Source organism: Anabaena sp. 90, from assembly GCF_000312705.1.
GTDB classification, from domain to species: domain Bacteria; phylum Cyanobacteriota; class Cyanobacteriia; order Cyanobacteriales; family Nostocaceae; genus Dolichospermum; species Dolichospermum lemmermannii.
This window is the reverse complement of sequence record NC_019427.1, coordinates 2,816,313-2,839,215: the sequence shown is the minus strand read 5'-3', so window position 1 is coordinate 2,839,215 and position 22,903 is coordinate 2,816,313. Positions and strand designations below refer to the sequence as shown.

The window sequence follows — 22,903 nt, the reverse complement described above, 5'->3', positions numbered from 1 at the left end:
GACGGCTGAGATTTGAATTTTCACAAGATTACGAAAAACCTAGATGTTTAGGGGTTTAACACTGCTAAACTCTTACCTATAGAATCAGATTATTAAGCTATTTTGAGTATAGTTATTATTACACAAAGCATATCAATTGTGCAATAAGCATAAATACTCAAAAGAGAGTAGTCATTTAGATAGCGCAACGATATTTTAAAACTTGAGCAACAGTTTGTTTTTTTACCTAGCAACATTTCGTAAATAGGCGATTCCTACGGAGCGCTTCGCTATTGCACTACCCATTTTACGATAAAATATTTTGAATTCATTGGATACTTTGAAGAAATATGTGTTTAAAAGCCTGCTTGTAATTCTTGCTCATAGTCTTTAGTCGAAGAATAAATATATGTGAGAACCTAGTATATGATCAAATATACTAGGTTTTGCAGTTTTCAACTCTGAGACAAACGCTTTATCTCTGCACTTCCTAAAATATTGTGGGCTTTCGCCAACATTTGGGGAATTTTTTCAGCTTGGGGACTATTAATAAGACATTCTCGTAAATCTAATTCATCTAACTTATCAGCCCGATTACCAGGAAACCAATGATCAGCTTGTCCTAAGAGATTATAACGCATTTTGCCATAGTCAATCATATCATAAGCCAAAGCCATATTTAACAACCACAAAATCACCCGCATATTTACTTCCCCTGGTGTTTCTTCCCAAGTTGGTAAATTAGTTTCCCAGGTTTTTACCCAATCTTCTCCTAAAATATTGATTGCTTCTGATTCCAATCTGGAAATAATTGGTGGTAGAATTTCTGCCGCATTATCTAATAATTCCAAAGTCTTTAAATGCTCATCAAAATCAGTTGGTTTGGCTGCACCTATACTCAAAGTATGCACTTGAGGATGACTCAAACAAAATAAATCATTAAACACCATTGGACTTAAAGGCGCACACAAATCCACTAACTTTTTGGGAGGTTGATATAATAACCCACCTTTATTAGAAGGGCTAATAATAAATACACCCATATCTAATTTAGTTGCAGCTTCAATAGCAGCCCAGTTCTGGCGATTAATATAGTACCAATGCAAATTCACATAATCAAATTGATTACTATTAATTGCTTGCAAAATTATCTCTGTGGGAGCATGAGTAGAAAAGCCAATAAATCTGATCTTACCTTCAGACTGTAACTGTTTTGCTACTTCTAAACAACCACCTTCACAAATACTATCATTCCAAGTTTCTGCATTATTAATGCCATGTAAACTAAACAAATCAACATAATCTAACTGAAGATAAGCCAAAGATTTTTCAAAGGTTTTGCGAAATTCTTGAGGGTCTGCAACAGGAGAAAGTTTAGTTTGGACTATTAATTTCTCACGGGGAAATTGGGGGAGGATTTTTCCTAACTGCATTTCCGATGTTCCATAACCGCGTGCAGTTTCAATATGATTAATTCCCAATTCTACAGAACGACGAATTACAGCCTCTAAATTTTCCTGATTATCTACGGGAATTTCCTCTGGTGTGACATCTTGCCATTTATATTGATATCGCATTCCTCCGCAGGAAAACACAGGCATTTGTATTTCTGTCCGGCCAAAACGTTTGTATAGCATTTGTGAATTTTTTAACTATCTATTAACTAAGAATTAGGTAAGAATTTGTGTTAGTGCTGATTGCAAATTCGGATATTGATATTCAAAACCTGACTCTAAAGTGCGTTTGGGTAAAACCTGTTGTCCTTCCAAAACCACCTTAGCCCCGTCTCCTAATATAGCTTCTATAGCGAATCCCGGCACAGGCAACCAAGAGGGACGATTCATGACGTTACCCATTGTGGTACTTAAATCATTCATGCGAACTGGTTGAGGAGCAGTGGCATTATATACTCCCTCCATTGTTGGTTTAGTTAAAGCTTGGATAATTAAACTGACAATATCATCTAAGTGAATCCACGAAAACCACTGCTGACCACTGCCAATAGGTCCACCAGCAAAGAGTTTAAAGGGGGTAATCATTTTCCCTAAAGCGCCACCATTACCCAAAACAATCCCAAAGCGTAAAATTACTAACCGCACATTGGTATCTTTTACCTTTCTCGCTTCCGCTTCCCACTCTTGACAGACTTGAGCGAGAAAGTCATTACCAGAAGCACTATCTTCATCAAAACTGGCAGTTTCACTGGTTCCGTAATAACCAATAGCCGAAGTATTGACTAGGACAATGGGGTGAGGATTAGCTTTAGCTATAGCTTCGACAATTTTTTGTGTTCCTAGTTTGCGAGTGTTGAGAATTTCCTGCTTGCGTTCTGGTGTCCAACGTCCCTCAGCAATGGGTTCTCCGGCTAAATTAACTACGCCGTCACAACCAGATATGGCATCTTGCCAAGAGCCGGATACACTGGGGGTATAGGCAATAATTTCTAAGTTAGGAAAAGCTGGGGAGGGAAATACTTTTTGAGCAAAGGTAGGATTGCGGGTTAATACCAAAATTCTATGACCTTCCGTGTGTAGTCTTTCTACCAACCGACTACCCACAAATCCTGTTGCACCACTAATTGCTATTTTCATTGATATTGCTGGTTGTTGATTATACTCAAAACGGCTTGATTGTTTGATTCTAAACGTAGGGGTTTAGCACTGCTAAACCCCTACACATCTGGGTTCTTTGTCATTTGGCAAAAGTTTAAATCTCACCCGTGTTTAGTATACCTACTGAGGAATGGGAATTAAATAAAGGACAAATTTTAATTTACAGAACTTTCTGGTGTTATGAGGTACTTATGTAGCGGGCAATATGCCCGCACTACCGGGGAATCTTTTTTTTGCAATTCTTGGAGATTACAGAAAAATTGGCTAAATAATTAACTATGGGGCAAACCTCCTTAATAAAATTGAGTTGGTAACAACACTAACGGAGCTAAAGGCCATTAATGCCGCTGCACTGGCAGGACCGAGAACAAAACCCCAGCTAGGTAATAATACACCAGCCGCGAGGGGAATACCTATTGTATTATAGGCAAAAGCCCAAAATAAATTCTGACGAATGGTATTAAAAGTGGCCCGACTTAGCTGAATCGCCTTGACAACATCGGTTAGGGAATTTCGCATTAAAATAATTTCAGCCGTTTCCATAGCGACATCTGTTCCTGAATGTAAGGCTATGCCCACATCTGCCTGTGATAAGGCTGGAGCGTCATTGATGCCATCTCCTACCATAGCGACATAAGTTTTGATTTTCCCACATTGAAGAGATTGAATGGTGGCGGCTTTTTGGGCTGGGGGGATACCTGCCATGATGTCGGTGTTGGCGATTCCTAGTTGTTTAGCGATCGCACTGGCTGCTTCTAATCTATCACCACTCAGGAGCATAACTCGCAAACCCATTTGTCGGAGTTTATCTACTGCGGTTTTTGCATCTGGTCTAAGGGTATCACTAACAGCAATTAATCCGGTTAAAGTTCCATCTACAGCTACACCAATCACGGTTTTTCCCTCTGTAGCTAGTTTTTGTCCCTGTTTTTCTGCGGTTTCAGTAATATTAATTTGGTGGTAATTAAACCATTCCCAGTTACCTAAAAGAACTTTTTTTCCCTCAACGACAGCGGATACGCCCATACCTGGTTCAGTATGGAATTCTACAGCATGGGGAATAGCTAAATCTTGGCGTTTGGCTTCTTGTTGAATGGCTGTAGCCAGGGGATGATAAGTACCGCTTTCTACGGCTGCGGCTAGTTGAATGAGAGATAATGGTAAAGTTGATTCGGTAATAACTAGACAATCAGTTACGGTGGGTTTACCTGTGGTGAGAGTTCCGGTTTTATCAAAAACTACCGTGTCTAGTTTATGGACTTTTTCTAAAACGTCGCCACCTTTGATTAATAATCCCCGTTCTGCACCCATACCTGTTCCCACTAAGATGGCTGTAGGGGTAGCTAATCCTAAAGCACAGGGACAAGCAACTACCATGACAGCGATCGCTAATTTTAAACTAATTAACAGGGCAGAATATTGGGTATGGGGGATTAAATGCTGGGGATTATGTCCCATATTGTGAGCCATGATCATGCCACCAGTCATCGTCACATCTGGCCAAAGATGAGTTCCCAACAAATACCAAAATAGGAAGGTTAAACCAGCCGCTGTTAAGACACCATAAGTAAAATATCCAGCCACCGTATCTGCTAATTTTTGAACTGGGGCTTTGCGAGTTTGGGCAGCTTCTACCAAAGCCACAATTTGGGCTAGAATTGTATCATCACCAGTGCGAGTAGCTTGAATAGCGATCGCTCCTGACTGATTTAAAGTGCCTCCAGTCACAGTATCTCCTGCTTGCTTGATCACGGGTACAGATTCCCCTGTCAGCATGGATTCATCTATGGTAGTTTGTCCAAAGCGCACTTCACCATCTACCGGAATTTTATCCCCCGGTAACACCTGCAACCATTCACCCACACGCACCTGTTCCGCCGGAATTTCCATAATATTAGCCCCAGCAATCAATTTTTCCGATTCTGGGTTAATAATTAACCGGGCTGTTTGGGGGGCTAAAGCCAACAATTGGCGAAACGCTTTAGCAGCACGGACTCTAGCCTGTTTTTCTAAAGTTCTCCCCAAAAGAATAAAACCCAACATCATCACCGGTTCATCAAAAAAGCATTCCCAACCCATTTGGGGAAACAATAACGCCACCAAACTTGCAGTATAGGCTGTTAACGTTCCCAAACCAATGAGAGTATTCATATTCGGCGCACCCCGTCGCCAACCTAGCCAACCTTCCACTAAAATTGGTCTACCAGGAATAATAATGGCGATAGTAGCCAGTCCACAATGAAACCAAATGTCATTTAAAAAGGGAAAAATAACAGATCCAATATTACCAAAATGACCAATTCCCGATAGTAACAGTAGTAAACTAGCAATTCCTAACTGTCTAACTATCCCCTGCATTTCTTGGCGTTGTCTTACTTCTGGGTTAGGGATTGTAGATTTATCACCAGCACCTTTAGCCGTCCGTAATTGGCTAGGAAATCCTGTAGCCGTTAATCCCTGAATTAACGCCTCTGCATCTACAGTACCAATTTCCGCCTCTACGACTGCGACTTCTGTTGCGAGATTAACACAAACGCTTTTAACTCCTGGATGCTGAATAAGCTGTTTTTCTACCGCATTAACACATCCAGCACACTTCATCCCTCCAACATCTAAAATAATTTTCTCTGAGTTAAGTATTTTTGTGGGAGGGGCAGATTCTATAACTATTTCAGATTTGGGGATCAGTTGCATGGCCAGTTTTTAGGTTCGTTCTTGTTAGTTTAGCGCTTAATAACTAGCGTCTCTACTTTGAGGTTAAGCCAAATCCGCCACTTTGACTAAGTGAACAATATTAAGTTTCCCCAACTCCCCAAAATCCTCAAAATCCTCAAAATCACAAAAATCATAGTTCAGATGTTATTTTTGAGGTTAAGCGAAATCTGCCACTTTCACCAAAATCCTAAAAATCATTTAAATCACAAAAATCATAGTTTGCTTTTAGCTGTGTAAATTACAGCCGTTAATTGTACTGGTAACATCAAAATCAGGCTTTTGCAGAAATAATTAATTTCCCAATCTGATACGATACTGAAATATCCCATACTCATCATTAGTAAAATGAGTAAGTGAGTTCGGTTGTGTTTGATAATTTGCATATCAATTTCAATTAATTAATAAACTTTCTAAAACCAACCTTGCTTATTCACAAAATAAGTATTAACAAATTCTTCATGGGGTTTATTGAAATAAATCATGGCTTCAATCAAACCAACGATTTGCATAACTATCAATGTAAATCCGTAGGTAAAAGAGCCACCAATTACAGAAATTGCTAACATAATAAAACCTTCTGATGTGTAACCAAGAATAAATTTATGCAGCCCAAATCCACCAAAAATAATTCCAGCATAACCAGCCAACAGTTGTTTAGTAGTGTAAGATGGGTTGAGATTACTCATATTTAGTTATACTCCTTGATGATTGGTGATTGATAATTGGTAATTGGTAATTGGTGATTGGTGATTGGTGATTGGTGATTGGTAATTGGTAATTGGTGATTGGTAATTGGTAAGATTTAAATGTGGATAAATTTTCCTGAAAAGTAATCGTAAAAATATCAAATTTTCTGATAAAACATCACAAATTTGGCAGAAAAATATTGTGCAGTATCTTCGCTAATTTTCAGGTAGTAATTAACCTCAAAGTTAGTAAAGATCCGACACTATAGATTTTTCTACATATTTATTGTTATGAAATCCGGAGGATTTTGTTTGAGAAGTAATTAAGTAGTTAGCAGTGATAATAAAAACAGTTACCAACAACCTAATGAATTATCTTGACCTGTTCACTGACAACTGTACGGGCGAAGCATTTGGAGAACTATTTTTGGCAATGACCGATAATTTATCTTCCAAATGCTGACAACTGTACGGGCGAAGCATTTGGAGAACTATTTTTGGCAATGACCGATAATTTATCTTCCAAATGCTGACAACTGTACGGGCGAAGCATTTGGAGAACTATTTTTGGCAATGACCGATAATTTATCTTCCAAATGCTGACAACTGTACGGGCGAAGCATTTGGAGAACTATTTTTGGCAATGACCGATAATTTATCTTCCAAATGCTGACAACTGTACGGGCGAAGCATTTGGAGAACTATTTTTGGCAATGACCGATAATTTATCTTCCAAATGCTGACAACTGTACGGGCGAAGCATTTGGAGAACTATTTTTGGCAATGACCGATAATTTATCTTCCAAATGCTGACAACTGTACGGGCGAAGCATTTGGAGAACTATTTTTGGCAATGACCGATAATTTATCTTCCAAATGCTTCGCCCCTACTGACAACTAACTTAATTATTACTACCTAAAAGAAACAAACTAATTAATGTGCCACTATTCCAAAGACTGTGGAGAAGCATAGAAGAAAGTAAATTGCGCGATCGCGTGTAAACTATTCCTAAGACGATTCCTAATGCTGTCAGCGGCAGTATTTCTGATAAACTTAGGTGAGCAGCCGCGAATAACAAGCTACTGATCAAAATTGCCCCCCAAACCGACGTATAACGAGTCAGAGATGGTAATAAAAAGCCGCGAAATAGGAATTCCTCAAAAAACGGTGCAGCTATGGCTGCGGTAAAGAAAAATATCCCCAATGCGGTATTATCCCGGCTTTCTAGTGCCATTTGTAAAAGTGGATTACTGCCACCTTGTCCTTGCCACAATTTTTGATTAATCAGTGATACTATCACCACAATCGGTAAAGCTGTACAATAGCCACCGAGTCCCCACAAAAACCAATTACTGAAGAAATTGAAGCGAAACCAGTTCTCAGGAAGGGGGAAAAAACGCCTAATGGAAAAATATAGAACTGAAAAGCAACCAAAAGCCACAAACATATAACTAACTAAAACCACAAAAGCCTCAATTCTGGCATTTCCTGTACCACGAGGAATAGGCAAAATAGATAATAACTCTGGTATAAATAATTGCCCCATCAAGAAAAATCCCAGGATAAAAACCTGAATAATTATTTCCCAATTCCAAGGAGTTGACCAAACCAAATTGCCATTTGTCGCTAATAGGGATGCTTGACCTTTAAGCAAGCGTTGAAACAATAAGAAAATCAGCAGAATTAGCCCTATAAAAGCTGTTAAGGTGGGGATAGTAGCAATTATCGCTAATTTTAACAATGCTTGGGTTGCTGCTGCTTGTTGGGCAATTTTTAGAGATAATAAAGCTTCTTGACGTTGTTGAAGTTGATATAATTGATCTAAAGCCGTAAAACGAAACCAACTATTTAAATTTTGTTGAATTATTTGTTCAGCTTTGGGTAATAGACGGGGAGGTTTACTCCATATTCCGCTTAATACTTGAGCAGTTTCTTGATATTTGGGGTTGATATCTGAATGTTGCTGTAATTGATTCCAAGTTTTAATAGCCTTATCTGCTTCCTGTTGCTGTGCTTGCAAAATTCCCAACCGCAAATCTACTTCCGCTAACAATTTTCCTTGTTGTTGGCTAGATTTCTGTAAACTTTTTTCCTCTGCGGAAACAGGAGTAACTGCTGAAGATTGTAGTGCTGCTAATTTTTTATTAGTTGTCTCTAAACTAGTTTGAATAGATTCACTTGCTTCCTGATATTGCTTTATCGCGCTTTCTAAAGGATTTGCACCGAGAATAGATTCTTGAAGTGTTTGAATACTTTTGTCGCTGCTATCTTCTGGTTTCCATGCTTGGGCTTGTAAGACGATATTAGTCTGGTACAATTCTAGACGACTCTGGAACTGAGGTTTTTGCCAGCTATTCAATAAAGATAAGCCCGACAACATTATTGCTAACAAAGTTAGCCCAATTAACAGCAACCGTTTAATTGTCATCTATCCCCCTTAGACTTACAAGTACAGGAGCATCATCAGCCCCTTGGTAATTATAAGCTAGTCCCGCAGAGGGAAATTAAAATTTCAAAAAAGTAGCTTAGATCAGGTCTGTGTGGGTGTTAGCTATTGTTCTAGGTCGGTAATGTCCACGAAGTCTAATAATGCTTCTCCTAGCCCGGATTTCTCACAAATAAACAGAAAATCGGGGTCAAAAACTGCTAAAATCTATATTGCACAAATATTACAGCAGTTTAAGCATGGTTATAAGCGTACCCGAACTACCATGAGTCCTGGCAAAACAGAAGTAATTCCTAATGATGTAGTTATCAATCCTTTAATCAATGAATTAAGCACAGATATAATTAATAATGATGAATAAATTCCTTGTCTCACGCAAAGGCGCAATCACGCTTCCTGATCTCGAAGAGTAGGCGCAAAGAAAGAAAGAAATACAAAAGTTAGCTTAACCGACAGAAGCCCCACGTCTGACCCGATAGGGCAGCGGGGGATGAATGGCGCGTGAATTGACGACGGTTTTCCGACCAACGCGACAGCAAGGAAGGAAAACATGGAGACAATTCACAAAATTTGTGTTATGAATTGAATATCTCGGCAAGGCGAGAGAATAGCGATAACCAAGCTAGATACATGATCATTTTTGTTGATTAACCTTGATTTTGCCTTTGGAACGAGGGGTCAGCCTATCGCCTTAACATCAGTCTTGTTGTTCTCGAAGAGCAAGCAAAAAGCTGTTAACTGGGTAGGAAGCCTATACTTACCCGCAAGGGAAGTGTAGGTAGTTCACAATGTGATCTAAAATGGAATGGATTTTAACAGGAACGGAAAAACCCCCTGATTGGTTTATTGAATTAGTGAAAAGTTACCCAACAGGTGGTGATTTTGCGGCTCAATTATTTTGGCAACGGGGAATTCAAGATCAGGAAAAGTTAGCGGCTTTTATTAATTATCAAAGTTATCAACCTGCCAGTTCTTTTGAATTTGGACAGGAAATGAATTTGGCTGTAGAAAGGTTAATCACTGCGGGGAAAACGGGAGCAAAAATTGTTATTTGGGGAGATTTTGATGCAGATGGAATTACTTCGACTGCGGTATTATGGGATGGTTTGGGTGAATTTTTTCAGCAACATCGTCAATTAAGTTATTATATTCCCAATCGTTTAACTGAATCTCATGGTTTAAATAAACCAGGAATTGATATTTTAGCTGCACAAGGTTGTCAGTTAATTGTTACTTGTGACACGGGCAGTACAAATATTGCCGAAATCATTTATGCCCAAAGTTTAGGGATAGATGTGATTGTGACTGACCATCATACATTACCCTCAGAACGTCCTCCCGTAGTCGCAATTATCAATCCTCGTTATTTAGCTAAGGAACATCCTTTATATCATCTTTCAGGTGTGGCTGTTGCTTATAAATTGGTGGAAGCTTTATATATAAGTTTGCCAGATATTCCTGCACATCCTTTAACTGATTTACTAGATTTAGTTGCAGTGGGATTAATTGCCGATTTGGTCCAATTAAGTGGTGATTGTCGGTATTTGGCACAATTGGGAATTCAACAATTACACACGGATTATCAAAAACTACCAACAGCCAGAAGAAGGCCAGGTGTGGGTAAGTTATTAGAATTATGCCAGAAAAGTGGCGATCGCCCTACAGATATTTCTTTTGGTTTGGGACCGCGAATTAATGCGGTTAGTCGCATTCATGGTGACGCTAGTTTTTGTGTAGAATTATTGACGAGTAGAGATATGCAGCGTTGTCAACAACTTGCAGAAGAAACAGAATTAGCTAATTCCCGTCGTAAGTCTTTACAAAAAGATGTCCAAGTCCAAGTTACGAAAAAACTCAATCAATTAGACTTATCCACTACCAGCGTCATTGTTTTAGAAGATCCTCAATGGGCAGGTGGTGTTTTGGGTTTGGTTGCTGGTCAAATTGCCCAGGAAACGGGACGACCGACAATTTTATTAAGTACAGAAGGAAAAGAAAATGGGGCAGATTCTAGCCCATCCTTTGCGCGAGGTTCGGCACGTTCAATTAATTCTGTTGATTTATATCAATTAGTTCAAGAACAAGCCCATTTATTACATCGTTTTGGTGGACATCCTTTTGCAGCGGGTTTGAGTTTATTAGTAGAAAATATCCCCTTATTTACAGCCGCAATTAACCAAAAATTACGCCAATCTTTAGGAGGAATTAATCTTACTCCCACAGTCCAAGCTGATTTGGTGGTGACGGTTGCAGATTTGGGTAAAGATTTATTTTTAGAATTGAAACTTTTAGAACCCTGTGGTATGGGAAATCCTATTCCCAAGCTACTAATTAAAAATTGTTGGTTTGAAAATTCTTGGCATAGAAATGAACAAGATTTAAAAGGAAATAAAATCCAATATATTAAAACTGATTTTAATCTTCGAGATGATTCTACTAATAATCCCTTTCCAGGAATTTGGTGGGGACATTATAAGGAAGAATTGCCTATAGGTAAATGTGATTGTATTGCCGAAATTGATTTTAATAGCTTTAAAAAACGCTATGAAATTAGATTAGTTGCAGTACGTTCCCATACGGAAACTGAACTGAAAACTCAGAATTCGGCAATGATTTTAGATTGGAGAAATCAGGAAGATTTAGGAGAATTAAAATCAGAAAAATCATTATTAATTATGAAAGATTGTCCTACTAATTGGGATAATCTCCGGTTATGGTGGAAACAATCGCTAAATCAACAAAAACAATTAGTGATTGCTTGGAGAAAACCCCAAAATCAGACTCCTAGAGATGTTTTAGTAACTCTGGTAGGTATTGCTAAATATCTTGGTCGCACAAACCAGCTAGTTACCCGTGTGCAGATTTTAGAGAAATTGGGTATCAGTGACCAAAGCCTATATTTAGGATTTCAAGCTTTAAAATATTTAGGCTTTATCGTCCAACGTCAAAATCATCACTTACAAATAAGTTGGGATTTTAAATATTATCAAAAACCTGCTGATTATGCTATTAGTCAATTTTTAGCCGCAGTCAGAGAAGAACAATTTCAAAGAGATTATTTTTCTCATGTTCCTCTATCTATTATTGTTGCCATGATTGGTAAATAATCTCATTTCGTAGGTTGGGTTGACGTAAGGAAACCCAACATTTGAACATCAGAAATAATGGAAAATCCAACATTTGAACATTAGAGGATGTTTTAAAAGTTTTTAATGTGTAAACAGACCCCTCTCCAAACCTCTCCCCTGGTAGGGGAGAGGCTTTAAAACCCCCATTCCCTTGTAGGGAAGGGGGGGGAGGGGGGTTAGGTTTTTGGAGATTATGGGTTTCATATAATACTTTTCAAACAACCTCTTAGAAATAATTGAAAACCCAACATTTGAACATTAGAAATAATGGAAAATCCAACATTTGAACATTAGAAATAATTGGTTTTGTTGGGTTTCGCAAAGCCATTGCTCCGCAACGCTAACGCGAACAACCCAACCTACCTTTTAACTCTCTTTTTATTCCTGGAAAAACTTCTTATCAATAGCTTTGGTATGTTCTCTATTGACAGAAGTTGCTGTTATATGATAACTAAGTAGATCATCTACAAAGGGAATCGTTAACTTAAATGTACCATCAGGATTTACTTTGACTTTTTGACCATCAATAGTGACATTTGCACCTTCTTCTGTTGCACCATGAAGAACTAATTCTGCATCAACGACAACCCAGAAATCCGTACTCGGACGACTGAAAATACGGACTGTACCAGAACGCGCTAAACACAACCACTGATTATCATTATTCACATAACCAATTTCTGTCATGTAGTCCCGTTCACCCCTGGGAATAGGCACATAACGACTAGATGTTGCGGTTTCACATTCATATTGTGCATCAAATTGAGGACGTTGATAGCTTAGATCAAGGTTTGTAACATCATAGACCCGAATTGCTAAAATGGTAAGTCCTTGATTCTGTAATGTTTGTTGATGATTATCGGAAATATACCAAGACAGGTAAGCCCATTTGGGAGTGCGAGGTGTGAAGATAATTCTGGTATTTCCAGTCACAGTCATGGGATTAATATTAGTCCAAGCTTCTATCTCTGCATCTAACTCGATAGCTATGTCTTCATTTGTGGCTGTGGGATGCAATAGAGTAGGATATATCTCTTCTTCTATTTCCAGTTGTGTGAGTGCAATTGGACTGTTAATAGCGTTTAAAGCCTCTCCTAACTCTGATGGTAAATCTTGATTTTGCGGTGGTTGGTTGACTGGTTTAGGGGTTGTATTCAGGAGTTCTGATAGGCTGCTATCTGGCTTAACTGGTGTCGAAGTGATACCAAGTAATTCTGATAGGGATGTAATATTTTGATTAGATCTAGTTACAGGTAGTTCTAGTACTTCTAAGAGAAAATTGCTGACTTCATCTGTGGAGATATCTGCATCATTTGGTTGGTGGTGAATATTCGGGATTGGGGGAAAGTGATTATTAACAACAATTACCGGGTCTTCCGTATCCCAAACTACTTCATCATAATCTATATTCAGATCAATTTCAGAAATTTTGTTTATTTGATTGTGAGGGGAACTTGTCTGCGGTATATCTATGACAGCTATATTGCCAATTGCTGTTATTTCCTCGGAGTTTTCTTGTTTGTAGTGATTTGCACCATTACCATTGCCATTACCATTGTTAGCGAGAATTGATGCGAATGCTTCTGAATCTGACAGAGTAAAAACTGTTTCTGGAAGGGAATCGGTTTCCGGATTTGAGGATAGCGAAGCGCCGCTGGAAGCAACTCGATTTTTTCTTCTCAACCACAATGGTAAAAAAATACTTAATCCCGCAATAAAAAATAAAGGTAGTAGTAAGAAAAACTTCATATTCTTGGTAATCATTGAAGGATTATCAAGAGGATTTATCAACCCTGTTTCCCCTTTATTTTTTATAGATTGGGGTGTAACTAATGTTTCGGGAATCGTTGTTAAAGATGGAGTTTGAGAAACTTGAGGAGTGGCTGTGGTAGCCATAGGTCTAGAAATAGTTTGTAATGTTCTGGCTGCAATAGCAATTGCTTCTGTTTCTCTAGCAGCTTTTATTGACTCTTCTCCTGGTTTAGCTAAAATAAAGCCTAGAAAATCTCTAATTTTAGGACTGGGATTTTCTTTATAAACGTAAACAAAAGACTGAGAAAAGGGATATTTAGAATCATTTGGTAAGTAATTTTGTACTTTTAATACTCGCACATCTGGCAGATTGGAAATTTGATTTGCTAAAACATAGCTAATGCCATCATTACCTAATTCTCTAATGATGTCAGTTGTGTTATCTTCCAGCATTTGCACAGCATTAGCACCTGTTAGTAATTGTCCAGACTTAAATGTTGAATATTCACCAAAAGAACTGCGAGTATCACTATTTAAGGGACGATCTATAAATCTAATCTTACCTTTACCTTTTCCTATTTCTGACCAATCTGCAATTTCTCCTCGAAAAATCTTGGCAAATTGCTCAATAGTTAAACTGTCAGAAAAGAGATTATTCATACCAACAATGATGGCAATTTTTTCTCGACGCACCAACACCTGTTTTAACCCTTGTGCTTTTTCTTCTGGGGTGAGTCTACGACCAAGGGATGCTAGGTCAACTTTACCATCTAAAACCGATTTTATAGCATATTCATTCCCATTTACGCCAATTTCTACCTGAGTTCCTGAAAACTGTTTTTCAAAGTTTTCTTTGAGGCGTTGGTTGACAATGATAGAGTTAAGAGAACCGTCAATTTTAATGACAGTACCATTTTCTACTTTTTTCGGTAAAGCAAAAGCCGGGGTATTACTCTCAGATTCCGCGCGGACGGGTAGGGAAATCAAGAGATTTGCTCCCACTGGACTGGTAGTTATAGCCGTTAATAAGGCCAGTTTGATCATTACACGATCTTTTTTTTGTTGTTGCCACATATATCCCTGATTTAGCTAATATAAATGAACTACTCGCCAACGCCAATACTCAAAATATCGTTTTGATTGAGAAGATGGGTTAATTATACAGCGTTAGTTATTTTTATCTGTAATAACACAAGTGATAAAAATAAAAAAGTAGGAGTCGGGAGTCGGAAGCACAAGGAAGGAATCAGGAGGTGTCAACTGAAGCTAGAAATGGCTTATCTATTGGCTTCTACCCCAACCACGAAATAAATTTCTCCAGAAAAGAATGTAGAGACGTTCCATGGAACGTCTCTACAAGGGTTGTAAGTCACGCATATTTAATTTTCACCAGATGTCTAATAAACTTACGGTCTTATCGCTAAATTGCGTTTCAACGCACTCTGATTAATTAAAAACCGAAATTCGTTTTTTATCCCGTGTATTTTCCTTTACTAATTCTAATCGTTCATGGGGAAGTAGACTTTGCTTATCCTGCACTTTGGAATAAGGAATATAAGTTATGTCCAAGTGTGGGGAGAATTGACGCGGCTTTTGGGGATAGGAATTTTGTTTGTTCTTGTTTACCGATAGAGGCTTATAGTTAATTAATAGCTTTCAGCAGTCAGCTAATTATTATATAAAATTTTAAGTGCTATCGCTGATATTGTCAATTCGGTTCAGTAGGAGCTTAGATTAAGGAACGCAACCCAACATAATGAAAATATCTGATTCAGACGAAAAAATCCTCAAAATCGCCACTTCAAATAAACAATCACATCCTGAAAATCCTCAAATCCTGGATATCCTGATTCAGACAATTACAATTTCAGTATCCCACCAACAACTTACAAATTACCATCCTGTAAATCCTCTAATCCTGGACATCCTGATTCAGACAATAAAGATAGTTGATTACACTTTCTCAATTGGGGTATTTATTGCCATGAATAGTGTTTTATAAAGATAAACCTTACAATTATGAATGGAGTTACTCCCAAGAGTCAGAACTGGCGTACAATACTGGAATTGACTAATATTAAGCCACGCCAAGTTAAAAACAGTATCTTATGCCAGCATTTTTATTAGAGGTCGGTACAGAAGAATTACCCGCAGGTTTTTTGAGTGACGCTATTGGACAATGGAAATCGCGCATTCCTGAAAGTCTCAAAACCCACAATCTCCCCAACACTGTGGTTGAAGTCTATGGAACACCGCGACGGTTAGCAGTTCTCATTACCGGTTTACCCTCCCAACAAGCAGACAGGGAAGAAGAAATTAAAGGACCACCCGCACAAGCAGCTTTTAAAGATGGACAACCCACTAAAGCCGCCATTGGTTTTGCGACTAAGCAAGGTGTAGATATTTCCGCTTTAGAAATTCGTCCCACAGAAAAAGGCGATTTCGTCTTTGTGAACAAACAAATTCCCGGTCGTCCCATAGCCGACATTTTAACCGAACTTGTCCCCCAATGGGTCTGGAACTTAGAAGGTAAGCGGTTAATGCGGTGGGGACATGGTGACGGACGATTTTCCCGGCCAATTCGCACTTTAGTCACATTATTAGATGGGGAAATTTTACCATTAGAATTAGAAAATGGGGCAAAAGTTGTCAAGAGTAATCGCATTTCTCGCACCCATAGAGTATTACACCCCGAACCAGTCAGTATTTCCCACGCTACAGAATATGTGAAAACATTGGCTTCCGGTTATGTAAATGTCCCCCCAGAAAACCGTGCCGAAATTATCACAAATCAAGTCAAAGCCGCCGCCGAAAAATTAGGTGGGTATACCCCAATTTACCCCGATTTACTAGCAGAAGTAATCAACTTAGTTGAATATCCCACCGCAGTTATCGGCCAATTTGAAGAAGAATTTCTCAACTTACCAAAAGAAGTAATTACCGAAGTCATGGTAAGTCATCAGCGTTATTTTCCCGTCTTCAAAAATGCTGACTGTCAGGAATTATTACCCAATTTTATTACTATTAGTAACGGAGATCCTGCCAAATCAGATATTATCGCTGTCGGGAATGCGAGAGTAATTCGAGCGCGGTTAGCAGACGGCAGATTTTTCTATGAAGCTGATTTATCTAAACCTTTAGAAAGCTATTTACCCCAATTAGAAAAAGTCACATTCCAAGAAGATTTAGGTTCAGTTCGCGCTAAGGTCGAAAGAGTAGTTAAAAATGCCGAAAAAATTACTACTCAATTACAATTAAATCCAGTCCAAACCCATAATATACAAAGAGCCGCATTACTTTGTAAAGCCGATTTAGTCACGCAAATGGTTTATGAGTTTCCTGAATTACAGGGAATTATGGGCGAAAAATACGCTTTAGCAAATGGTGAAAATCCAGAAGTTGCAAAAGCGATTTTTGAGCATTATTTACCCAGAAATGCTGATGATATTTTCCCCCAAACTCTCACAGGGCAAATTGTCGGTTTAGCTGATAGATTAGATACATTAGTTAGTATCTTTGGTTTGGGTTTAATTCCCACAGGTTCATCAGATCCTTTTGCATTGCGTCGCGCGGCAAATGCGATTGTTAATATTACCTGGTTGGCGAATTTGCAAATTAATTTATCAACCCTTTTAGAACAAATCGCCACAGATTTTGCTACAACTTTTAATAAAGATGCCAAATCCTTAATTAAAACCTTGCAAGAATTTTTCCTGCAACGGATTCGCACTTTATTACAAGACGAAAAACAGATAGATTACGATTTAGTAAATGCAGTTTTGGGAGAAAATGATCCTGAATACACAGAACGGGCATTAACGGATTTATTAGATGTCCGCGATCGCTCTCTCTATTTACAAAAAATCCGCAAAGATGGTACATTAGATAAAATCTACGAAACTGTCAACCGTTCCACCCGGTTAGCAGCACAGGGAAATTTAGATTTTCAAACCCTAGAACCACAATCTTTAATTAATCCCGAACTGTTCCAGAAAAAATCCGAATCTGCATTTTATAACGCTTTGCTGGAACTAGTTCCCCAAACCCAAGCAGCACAACAAAACCGGGATTATCAACTGTTAGTAACCGCACTGACAAAAATCGCTCCTACCGTGGGTACATTTTTTGATGGTGAAGACAGCGTTTTAGTCATGGACGCAAATCCCGATATTAAGCAAAATCGCTTAAATTTACTGGGATTACTGCGAAATCACGCCCGTGTACTGGCGGACTTTGGCGCAATAGTCAAAAATTTGTAGCCTAAAGCAACAAAAAGTGGTGTAATTTCTGCCAATTAACACTACAATAGGGAAGCTTAACCAGGGATGCTACATAGTCTATGCCAGAAGCGCTAATTATTGGATTCGGAAAATCCGGTGTTGCTGCGGCAAGATTGTTGAAACAGGAAGGCTGGGAGGTTGAACTTTGCGATAGTAGCACCTCCCCAACCCTCCTCGAACAACAACAAAAACTCGCCAGTGAACACATTACCGTCAAATTAGGAAACACACCAGAATTTACCGATTCTGATATATCCAAGTTAATAGTTGTCAGTCCCGGAGTTCCTTGGGATATTCCTATTCTAGCCAAAGCGCGAGAATTGGGCATAGAAACTATTGGCGAAATGGAACTAGCTTGGCGAAATTTACAAGATATTCCTTGGGTAGCAATCACTGGTACAAATGGTAAAACCACCACCACCGCGTTAACTGCGGCCATTTTCCAAACCGCAGGATTAAACGCCCCCGCCTGTGGTAACATTGGTTATGCTGCTTGTGAAGTTGCTTTATCTCCGAAAAAACCAGATTGGATAATTGGCGAACTTAGTAGTTATCAAATTGAATCTTCTGTAACTTTAGCGCCTCGTATTGGGATTTGGACAACCTTCACCCCAGATCATTTAGCCCGGCATAAAACATTAGAAAATTACTATAATATCAAAGCCAAATTATTACATAATTCCCAAATTCAAATATTTAATGGTGATGATGCTTATTTGAGCAAATTAGGATTAAATCATTGGCCAAACGCCTATTGGACAAGCGTTAAAGGTCAAGAATTTCTCATAGGTGAAAAAGGCTTTTATATAGAAAATGGCTGGGTAATCGAAAAAATCACCGCCACACCCCAACCCATTGTAGAGGTATCTGCATTGCGAATGGTAGGGGAACATAACCAGCAAAATCTCCTCATGTCCGTAGCCGCCGCCAGATTAGCAGGTATAGATATTACCGCCATTTCTCAAGCTGTCCGTGAATTCCCTGGCGTTCCCCACCGCTTAGAGCATATCTGCACTTGGCAAGGTATTGATTTTATTAACGATAGCAAAGCCACCAATTACGACGCAGCCGAAGTAGGATTAGCATCTGTGCAAAGTCCCGCCATTTTAATCGCTGGTGGGGAAGCCAAAGCCGGAGATGATACCGCTTGGTTAGCTCAAATTCAAGCCAAAGCCGCCGCCGTCTTACTCATTGGGAATGCAGCACCAGCATTTGCTAAACGGCTGGAAGAGGTGGGATATAGTAATTATCAAATAGTTGAGACAATGGAAAATGCTTTACCCATGTCTGCGGAATTAGCGAAAAAACATCAAGTATCAGTGGTATTATTATCTCCAGCTTGCGCTAGTTTTGACCAATATCCTAACTTTGAAATGCGGGGTGAAGACTTTCGGCAATTGTGTCAAAAGTATCTAGTATCGTAGGTTGGGTTGACACAAGGAAACCCAGCATTTGGCTTTGGTGAATGAAAATATGGATTTATTTCACGCAGAGACGCAGAGACGCAGAGACGCAGAGAGGATGAGTAGCGTTGTAGGTTAGGTTGATGCAAGGAAGTCTAATATTAATCAAATTTATATGTTTTTAGGACTTACGCACTATACAAATTAATCATTTTATGTATTGAAGGAAATACGTTGTTTCAGGCTTTCATTGATGATTACATTGATCGTAAACAGACAAGTATGGTAGGGGTTTAGCACTGCTAAACCCCTACGAGGAACCTGATTTTTCACTAATATATATTCTGTTTTTTTTTGTCAATTCGTAAGTTATAGTTTTGATCTCTGTTCCCTTTCTTAACGAGTGAATTTAATTTTGTCCGACTACCTACTTTACTCATCTTATGTGCGAGAATTGTCCAAGAAGGTGTGAGGATGTAATATGACAGACAAAAACTGGCAAGATGAAGAACTGTGGATTGTCACCGCAAGTAGTTCCGATAATGGCTTAAAATCAGGTGCAAAAGGTGGTTTTCCCAGCGCTAATCCTCCGAAAGATGAAGAAACGAAAGACAGTCGCATAAACGCGGGGATGTTAGCGAAGCAGATGTCGCATTTTGTGGGAGTAATCAGCGGTGTGTTTACTGATGTCCAAAAGCAAATCACAACCCAAGGAGAACTCCAGCTTGATGAAATTACCCTCACTGTAGAAATTGGTAGTGAAGGGGAAATTAAATGGCTTGGTACAGGTGTAAAAGCTGCTGGTAAAGGCGCAATTGAGCTAAAATTTAAGCGTTCATCCTCCCAATCTCCTGTAAATTGATCAGAATATGGCTGAAAATTGCGCTATTGTCATTGGCATCAATGGATATTATAACGGCATTTCGCCCCTTAATTACGCAAAAACTGATGCAGAAAAGGTGCGGGATTATTTTCAGCATCATTTGTCTGTAAAATCAGATTATCTCAGGTTTTTCTGTGATGATTCCCCACGAGAAACCCAACCAACTTACACCACGCTATTGTCATTTTTAGACGAAACTTTTCAAACCCCTTTCTTAAATCCTGGGGATACCCTCTGGTTTTATTTTAGCGGTCATGGGATGCCCCACGAAGGACGAGATTATTTATTACCCATAGATGGAAATCCTCGCACTGTACCCAATTTAGCAATTCCCATTACCTACATCACAGAACGTTTGCGGCGCAGTGGTGCGGATAATGTAGTGTTGTTTATTGATGCTTGTCGCAGCACTGGTCAAAAAAGCGCTGGTTTGGGAATTGGTGAAGAAAAACAGCAAGGTGTAATTACCTTCTATTCCTGTAGTCCCAGTCAGGTTTCCTACGAAATTGAGGAAATTAAACAAGGCGCTTTTACTCATGTATTACTCAATGGGTTGCAAATTCAAGGTGAAAGCAACTGCGCGACGGTTGAACGGTTGTATAACTATTTGCGCTATCAAGTTCCCCAATTGACCCAAAAGCATAAAAATTATCCTCAGACTCCCTATGCTGCCATAGAACCTGCTACAAAATTGCATTATATTTTATTGCCTAAATCTGCCACTGACAGGGATATTAGCACCCTCAGAGAAGATGCTATGCAAGCAGAAATTGAAGGAAATTTTGATTTAGCTTTTCAGTTATGGGTGCGTGTGAACGTGGCCGCAGGTGGACAGGATATGAAAGCCATTGCAGCCTTTGGGAGATTGTCAAATAAGCAGAACCTAACCCCCCAACCCCCTTCCCTACCAGGGAAGGGGGAGAAATCAAAGCCTCTCTCCTCCCAGGAGAGAGGTTTGGAGAGAGGTTCTTCAGAGGAACAGGGACAGAAAATAGCAGTAGTAAAAGGCTCTGAGTTGACTGTAAATTTAGGTCAAGGTTTAACCCTGGAACTGGTGCGAGTGCCTACAGGGAAGTTTATGATGGGAATGCCCCCAGAAGAACGCCAAATAGCCCTAGAAAATGCTCTGAAATATAACGTAGAGCGTGAAGATGTTGAAACATGGTTAGACTGGTCTACCCCCCAGCATGAGGTGTATTTGCAAGAGTTTTTAATGGGCAAATATGCTGTTACCAATGCCCAATGGTACGCTGTCATGAAAACTAAGCCATCTGAGCAATATGATTCCGAGTTTCAAGGCGATAAGCAGCCTGTAATTGGCGTTTCCTGGCACGAAGCCCAGGCTTTTTGTGAAAAGCTATCTGAACAAACAAAGCGGGCTGTCAGATTGCCCACAGAGGCAGAATGGGAATATTCCTGTCGGGCTGGAACAACTACAGCCTTTGCTTTTGGTAAGACTATTACAACTGATCAAGTTAACTATAACGGCAATTATCCTTATGCGGATACCCCCAAGGGCAAATATCGAGAATGTACCGTAAATGTGGATAGTTTCACCCCTAACCCCTGGGGTTTATATCAAATGCACGGGAATGTCTGGGAATGGTGCTGGGATGAATTTCACGACAGTTATAGCGAAAAGCCAGCGCGTTTAAAAAGTAATGGCAATGAACCTTGGGGAGAATTAAAGGTAGTTAAAGAAGATAACCGTGCTTATATATGTCGGGGCGGTTCTTGGTGCACCTTTGCTATCCATTGCCGTTCGGCGGATCGTAGCAGGTACCGCGCGCGTGATCAGGTCGATCTTCTCGGTTTTCGTGTTGTGTTCGGGTCTTCCTCGCCAGGACTTTCTTAGCCCTTTACCCTCTTGCGCTTTTGCGCTCTTCTCTTTATTTCTTTACCCTTGCGAGCGCCAGCGAGCGAATTTTTTTTATTATATACATCTTCAAAAATGTAGAGACGTTCCATGGAACGTCTCTACAAAGGGTTTAATATCATCAAAAATCATTTGTTAAAGACTTGTAAACAATATCGCCGATTAATATTCGGATGTTGTAAATTGAGGGTGGCTATCCTTGCTTATACTTCTTAGTATGTATGGCACATAGCTTGGGGTTGAGTTATTAAACGGGGCGGTTCTTGGTACAACAATGCTATCAATTGCCGTTCGGCGAATCGTAACAGGAACAACGCGCGTAATCAAGACAATAATCTCGGTTTTCGTGTTGTGTTCGGGTCTTCCTCGCCAGCACTCTCTACAGTCAGAGTTGATAGGAGGGATTCTATCAAGCGTACACCAGAGAGTCCAAACTCAAACCCAGTGATGTGGGTGACTATATCCAAATATAAAACCGAGCCAGTTAGCTTGGTAGGGAAACCGAAGACTTGACTGGCTCAATTCAAAAACATTTTCCTAGTACCATAGTACCGTAGGTTGGGTTAAGCAAAGCGCAACCCAAAATTTATTGATTAACACAAATAAATAAGCATCCTTATGGAAGTGCAAGTGTGAGTCAAAAAACTAGGGACACAACATTGTTATGTCCCTAAAAAAATCAAGTTTAAAAATTTTCGTTCATCTGGCTTATTTAAAGAAATCTTTGCCGTCGATTAATGAAGGTGTGTCATTCGTAATCTTTTTGAACTCAACTGTCCGGCTATCATCACCTACTGTCACTTTTTGATAGCGCAGACCATCTAGTTTTCCAGCTTTTCTGAGTAATTCCCAGTCATTCGCGTTGATGCGGATTGTGGCAGATGGACCACAGCAGTTGTATTGGACATCTTTTTTTACTACGCCTCCAGAATAATTAAGTGTAAGGCACTTTTGTTCATAAATACCAAGAGCTGTAGTAGCCGCACCCTGTAACACTGTTTGGATACAGTCTTGAGCTAATGCTTGTTCTTGTACTAGCGAGAAGAATAAAGACGGCATCATTAAGAAGGCAACGATCATCTTTTTCATTAGGGGAAATCCTCATGAGGGTTGCAAATTTCATCTTCCTATAGATATAGATT

13 protein-coding genes are annotated in these 22,903 nt (G+C 39.3%); 6 read left to right on the top strand and 7 right to left on the bottom strand.

Annotation, left to right across the window (positions count from 1 at the left end; translation table 11 throughout):
• Positions 1-434 precede the first annotated feature (434 nt).
• The 5 genes from ANA_RS12350 to ANA_RS12330 all read right to left on the bottom strand — a co-directional run bounded on the left by ANA_RS12350 (position 435) and on the right by ANA_RS12330 (position 8,421).
• Complete coding sequence (locus ANA_RS12350) at positions 435-1,616, bottom strand: aldo/keto reductase (RefSeq protein ID WP_015080397.1); 1,182 nt, start codon at positions 1,614-1,616, stop codon at positions 435-437.
• A gap of 33 nt (positions 1,617-1,649) precedes the next feature.
• The gene (locus tag ANA_RS12345) at positions 1,650-2,570 is read right to left on the bottom strand and encodes a thylakoid membrane protein ThyD (RefSeq protein ID WP_015080396.1); all 921 of its coding nucleotides are present in this window, start codon (positions 2,568-2,570) and stop codon (positions 1,650-1,652) included.
• 297 nt (positions 2,571-2,867) lie between these two features.
• On the bottom strand, positions 2,868-5,285 hold the full coding sequence (locus ANA_RS12340) for a heavy metal translocating P-type ATPase (RefSeq protein WP_015080395.1): 2,418 nt from the start codon (positions 5,283-5,285) through the stop codon (positions 2,868-2,870).
• A 431-nt stretch (positions 5,286-5,716) separates the two neighbouring features.
• On the bottom strand, positions 5,717-5,992 hold the full coding sequence (locus ANA_RS12335; protein ID WP_015080393.1) for a TM2 domain-containing protein: 276 nt from the start codon (positions 5,990-5,992) through the stop codon (positions 5,717-5,719).
• A gap of 902 nt (positions 5,993-6,894) precedes the next feature.
• Positions 6,895-8,421 carry a type II CAAX endopeptidase family protein gene (locus ANA_RS12330; protein ID WP_015080392.1) on the bottom strand — a complete coding sequence of 509 codons (1,527 nt, stop codon included), beginning with the start codon at positions 8,419-8,421 and terminating at the stop codon, positions 6,895-6,897.
• Positions 8,422-8,563: 142 nt separating this feature from the next.
• On the opposite strand from ANA_RS12330, the gene ANA_RS12325 reads away from it, so the two are divergent.
• Together ANA_RS12325 and recJ are read left to right on the top strand one after the other, a co-directional pair.
• A complete protein-coding gene (locus tag ANA_RS12325) occupies positions 8,564-8,800 on the top strand; it encodes a hypothetical protein (protein ID WP_041458038.1) in 237 nt (78 codons plus the stop codon).
• A gap of 439 nt (positions 8,801-9,239) precedes the next feature.
• The gene (recJ, locus tag ANA_RS12320) at positions 9,240-11,546 is read left to right on the top strand and encodes a single-stranded-DNA-specific exonuclease RecJ (protein ID WP_015080391.1); all 2,307 of its coding nucleotides are present in this window, start codon (positions 9,240-9,242) and stop codon (positions 11,544-11,546) included.
• A gap of 399 nt (positions 11,547-11,945) precedes the next feature.
• Here recJ and ANA_RS12315 read toward each other — a convergent pair whose 3' ends face one another.
• Complete coding sequence (locus ANA_RS12315) at positions 11,946-14,393, bottom strand: DUF4912 domain-containing protein (protein WP_015080390.1); 2,448 nt, start codon at positions 14,391-14,393, stop codon at positions 11,946-11,948.
• A 1,034-nt stretch (positions 14,394-15,427) separates the two neighbouring features.
• Here ANA_RS12315 and glyS point away from each other — a divergent pair.
• The 4 genes from glyS to ANA_RS12290 all read left to right on the top strand — a co-directional run bounded on the left by glyS (position 15,428) and on the right by ANA_RS12290 (position 21,740).
• Positions 15,428-17,578 carry a glycine--tRNA ligase subunit beta gene (gene glyS / locus ANA_RS12305; RefSeq protein ID WP_015080388.1) on the top strand — a complete coding sequence of 717 codons (2,151 nt, stop codon included), beginning with the start codon at positions 15,428-15,430 and terminating at the stop codon, positions 17,576-17,578.
• A gap of 80 nt (positions 17,579-17,658) precedes the next feature.
• On the top strand, positions 17,659-19,023 hold the full coding sequence (gene murD / locus ANA_RS12300) for a UDP-N-acetylmuramoyl-L-alanine--D-glutamate ligase (protein ID WP_015080387.1): 1,365 nt from the start codon (positions 17,659-17,661) through the stop codon (positions 19,021-19,023).
• 460 nt (positions 19,024-19,483) lie between these two features.
• Positions 19,484-19,864, top strand: a complete 381-nt coding sequence (locus tag ANA_RS12295) for a Pepco domain-containing protein (RefSeq protein ID WP_015080386.1) — start codon at positions 19,484-19,486, stop codon at positions 19,862-19,864.
• A gap of 7 nt (positions 19,865-19,871) precedes the next feature.
• Positions 19,872-21,740, top strand: coding sequence for an SUMF1/EgtB/PvdO family nonheme iron enzyme (locus ANA_RS12290; protein WP_015080385.1), 1,869 nt, complete (start codon positions 19,872-19,874; stop codon positions 21,738-21,740).
• 729 nt (positions 21,741-22,469) lie between these two features.
• Here the strand turns inward: ANA_RS12290 and ANA_RS12285 are convergent.
• Positions 22,470-22,850 carry a hypothetical protein gene (locus ANA_RS12285; protein WP_015080384.1) on the bottom strand — a complete coding sequence of 127 codons (381 nt, stop codon included), beginning with the start codon at positions 22,848-22,850 and terminating at the stop codon, positions 22,470-22,472.
• Positions 22,851-22,903 lie beyond the last annotated feature (53 nt).

What these genes read in the sequence shown, in the direction of transcription:
- ANA_RS12330 (WP_015080392.1), bottom strand. Translation starts at nt 8,421, where the DNA reads ATGACAATTAAACGGTTGCTGTTAATTGGGCTAACTTTGTTAGCAATA.
- ANA_RS12340 (WP_015080395.1), bottom strand. Translation starts at nt 5,285, where the DNA reads ATGCAACTGATCCCCAAATCTGAAATAGTTATAGAATCTGCCCCTCCC.
- ANA_RS12315 (WP_015080390.1), bottom strand. Translation starts at nt 14,393, where the DNA reads ATGTGGCAACAACAAAAAAAAGATCGTGTAATGATCAAACTGGCCTTA.
- recJ (WP_015080391.1), top strand. Translation starts at nt 9,240, where the DNA reads ATGGAATGGATTTTAACAGGAACGGAAAAACCCCCTGATTGGTTTATT.
- ANA_RS12290 (WP_015080385.1), top strand. Translation starts at nt 19,872, where the DNA reads ATGGCTGAAAATTGCGCTATTGTCATTGGCATCAATGGATATTATAAC.
- ANA_RS12335 (WP_015080393.1), bottom strand. Translation starts at nt 5,992, where the DNA reads ATGAGTAATCTCAACCCATCTTACACTACTAAACAACTGTTGGCTGGT.
- ANA_RS12325 (WP_041458038.1), top strand. Translation starts at nt 8,564, where the DNA reads ATGTCCACGAAGTCTAATAATGCTTCTCCTAGCCCGGATTTCTCACAA.
- glyS (WP_015080388.1), top strand. Translation starts at nt 15,428, where the DNA reads ATGCCAGCATTTTTATTAGAGGTCGGTACAGAAGAATTACCCGCAGGT.
- ANA_RS12350 (WP_015080397.1), bottom strand. Translation starts at nt 1,616, where the DNA reads ATGCTATACAAACGTTTTGGCCGGACAGAAATACAAATGCCTGTGTTT.
- ANA_RS12345 (WP_015080396.1), bottom strand. Translation starts at nt 2,570, where the DNA reads ATGAAAATAGCAATTAGTGGTGCAACAGGATTTGTGGGTAGTCGGTTG.
- ANA_RS12285 (WP_015080384.1), bottom strand. Translation starts at nt 22,850, where the DNA reads ATGAAAAAGATGATCGTTGCCTTCTTAATGATGCCGTCTTTATTCTTC.
- ANA_RS12295 (WP_015080386.1), top strand. Translation starts at nt 19,484, where the DNA reads ATGACAGACAAAAACTGGCAAGATGAAGAACTGTGGATTGTCACCGCA.
- murD (WP_015080387.1), top strand. Translation starts at nt 17,659, where the DNA reads ATGCCAGAAGCGCTAATTATTGGATTCGGAAAATCCGGTGTTGCTGCG.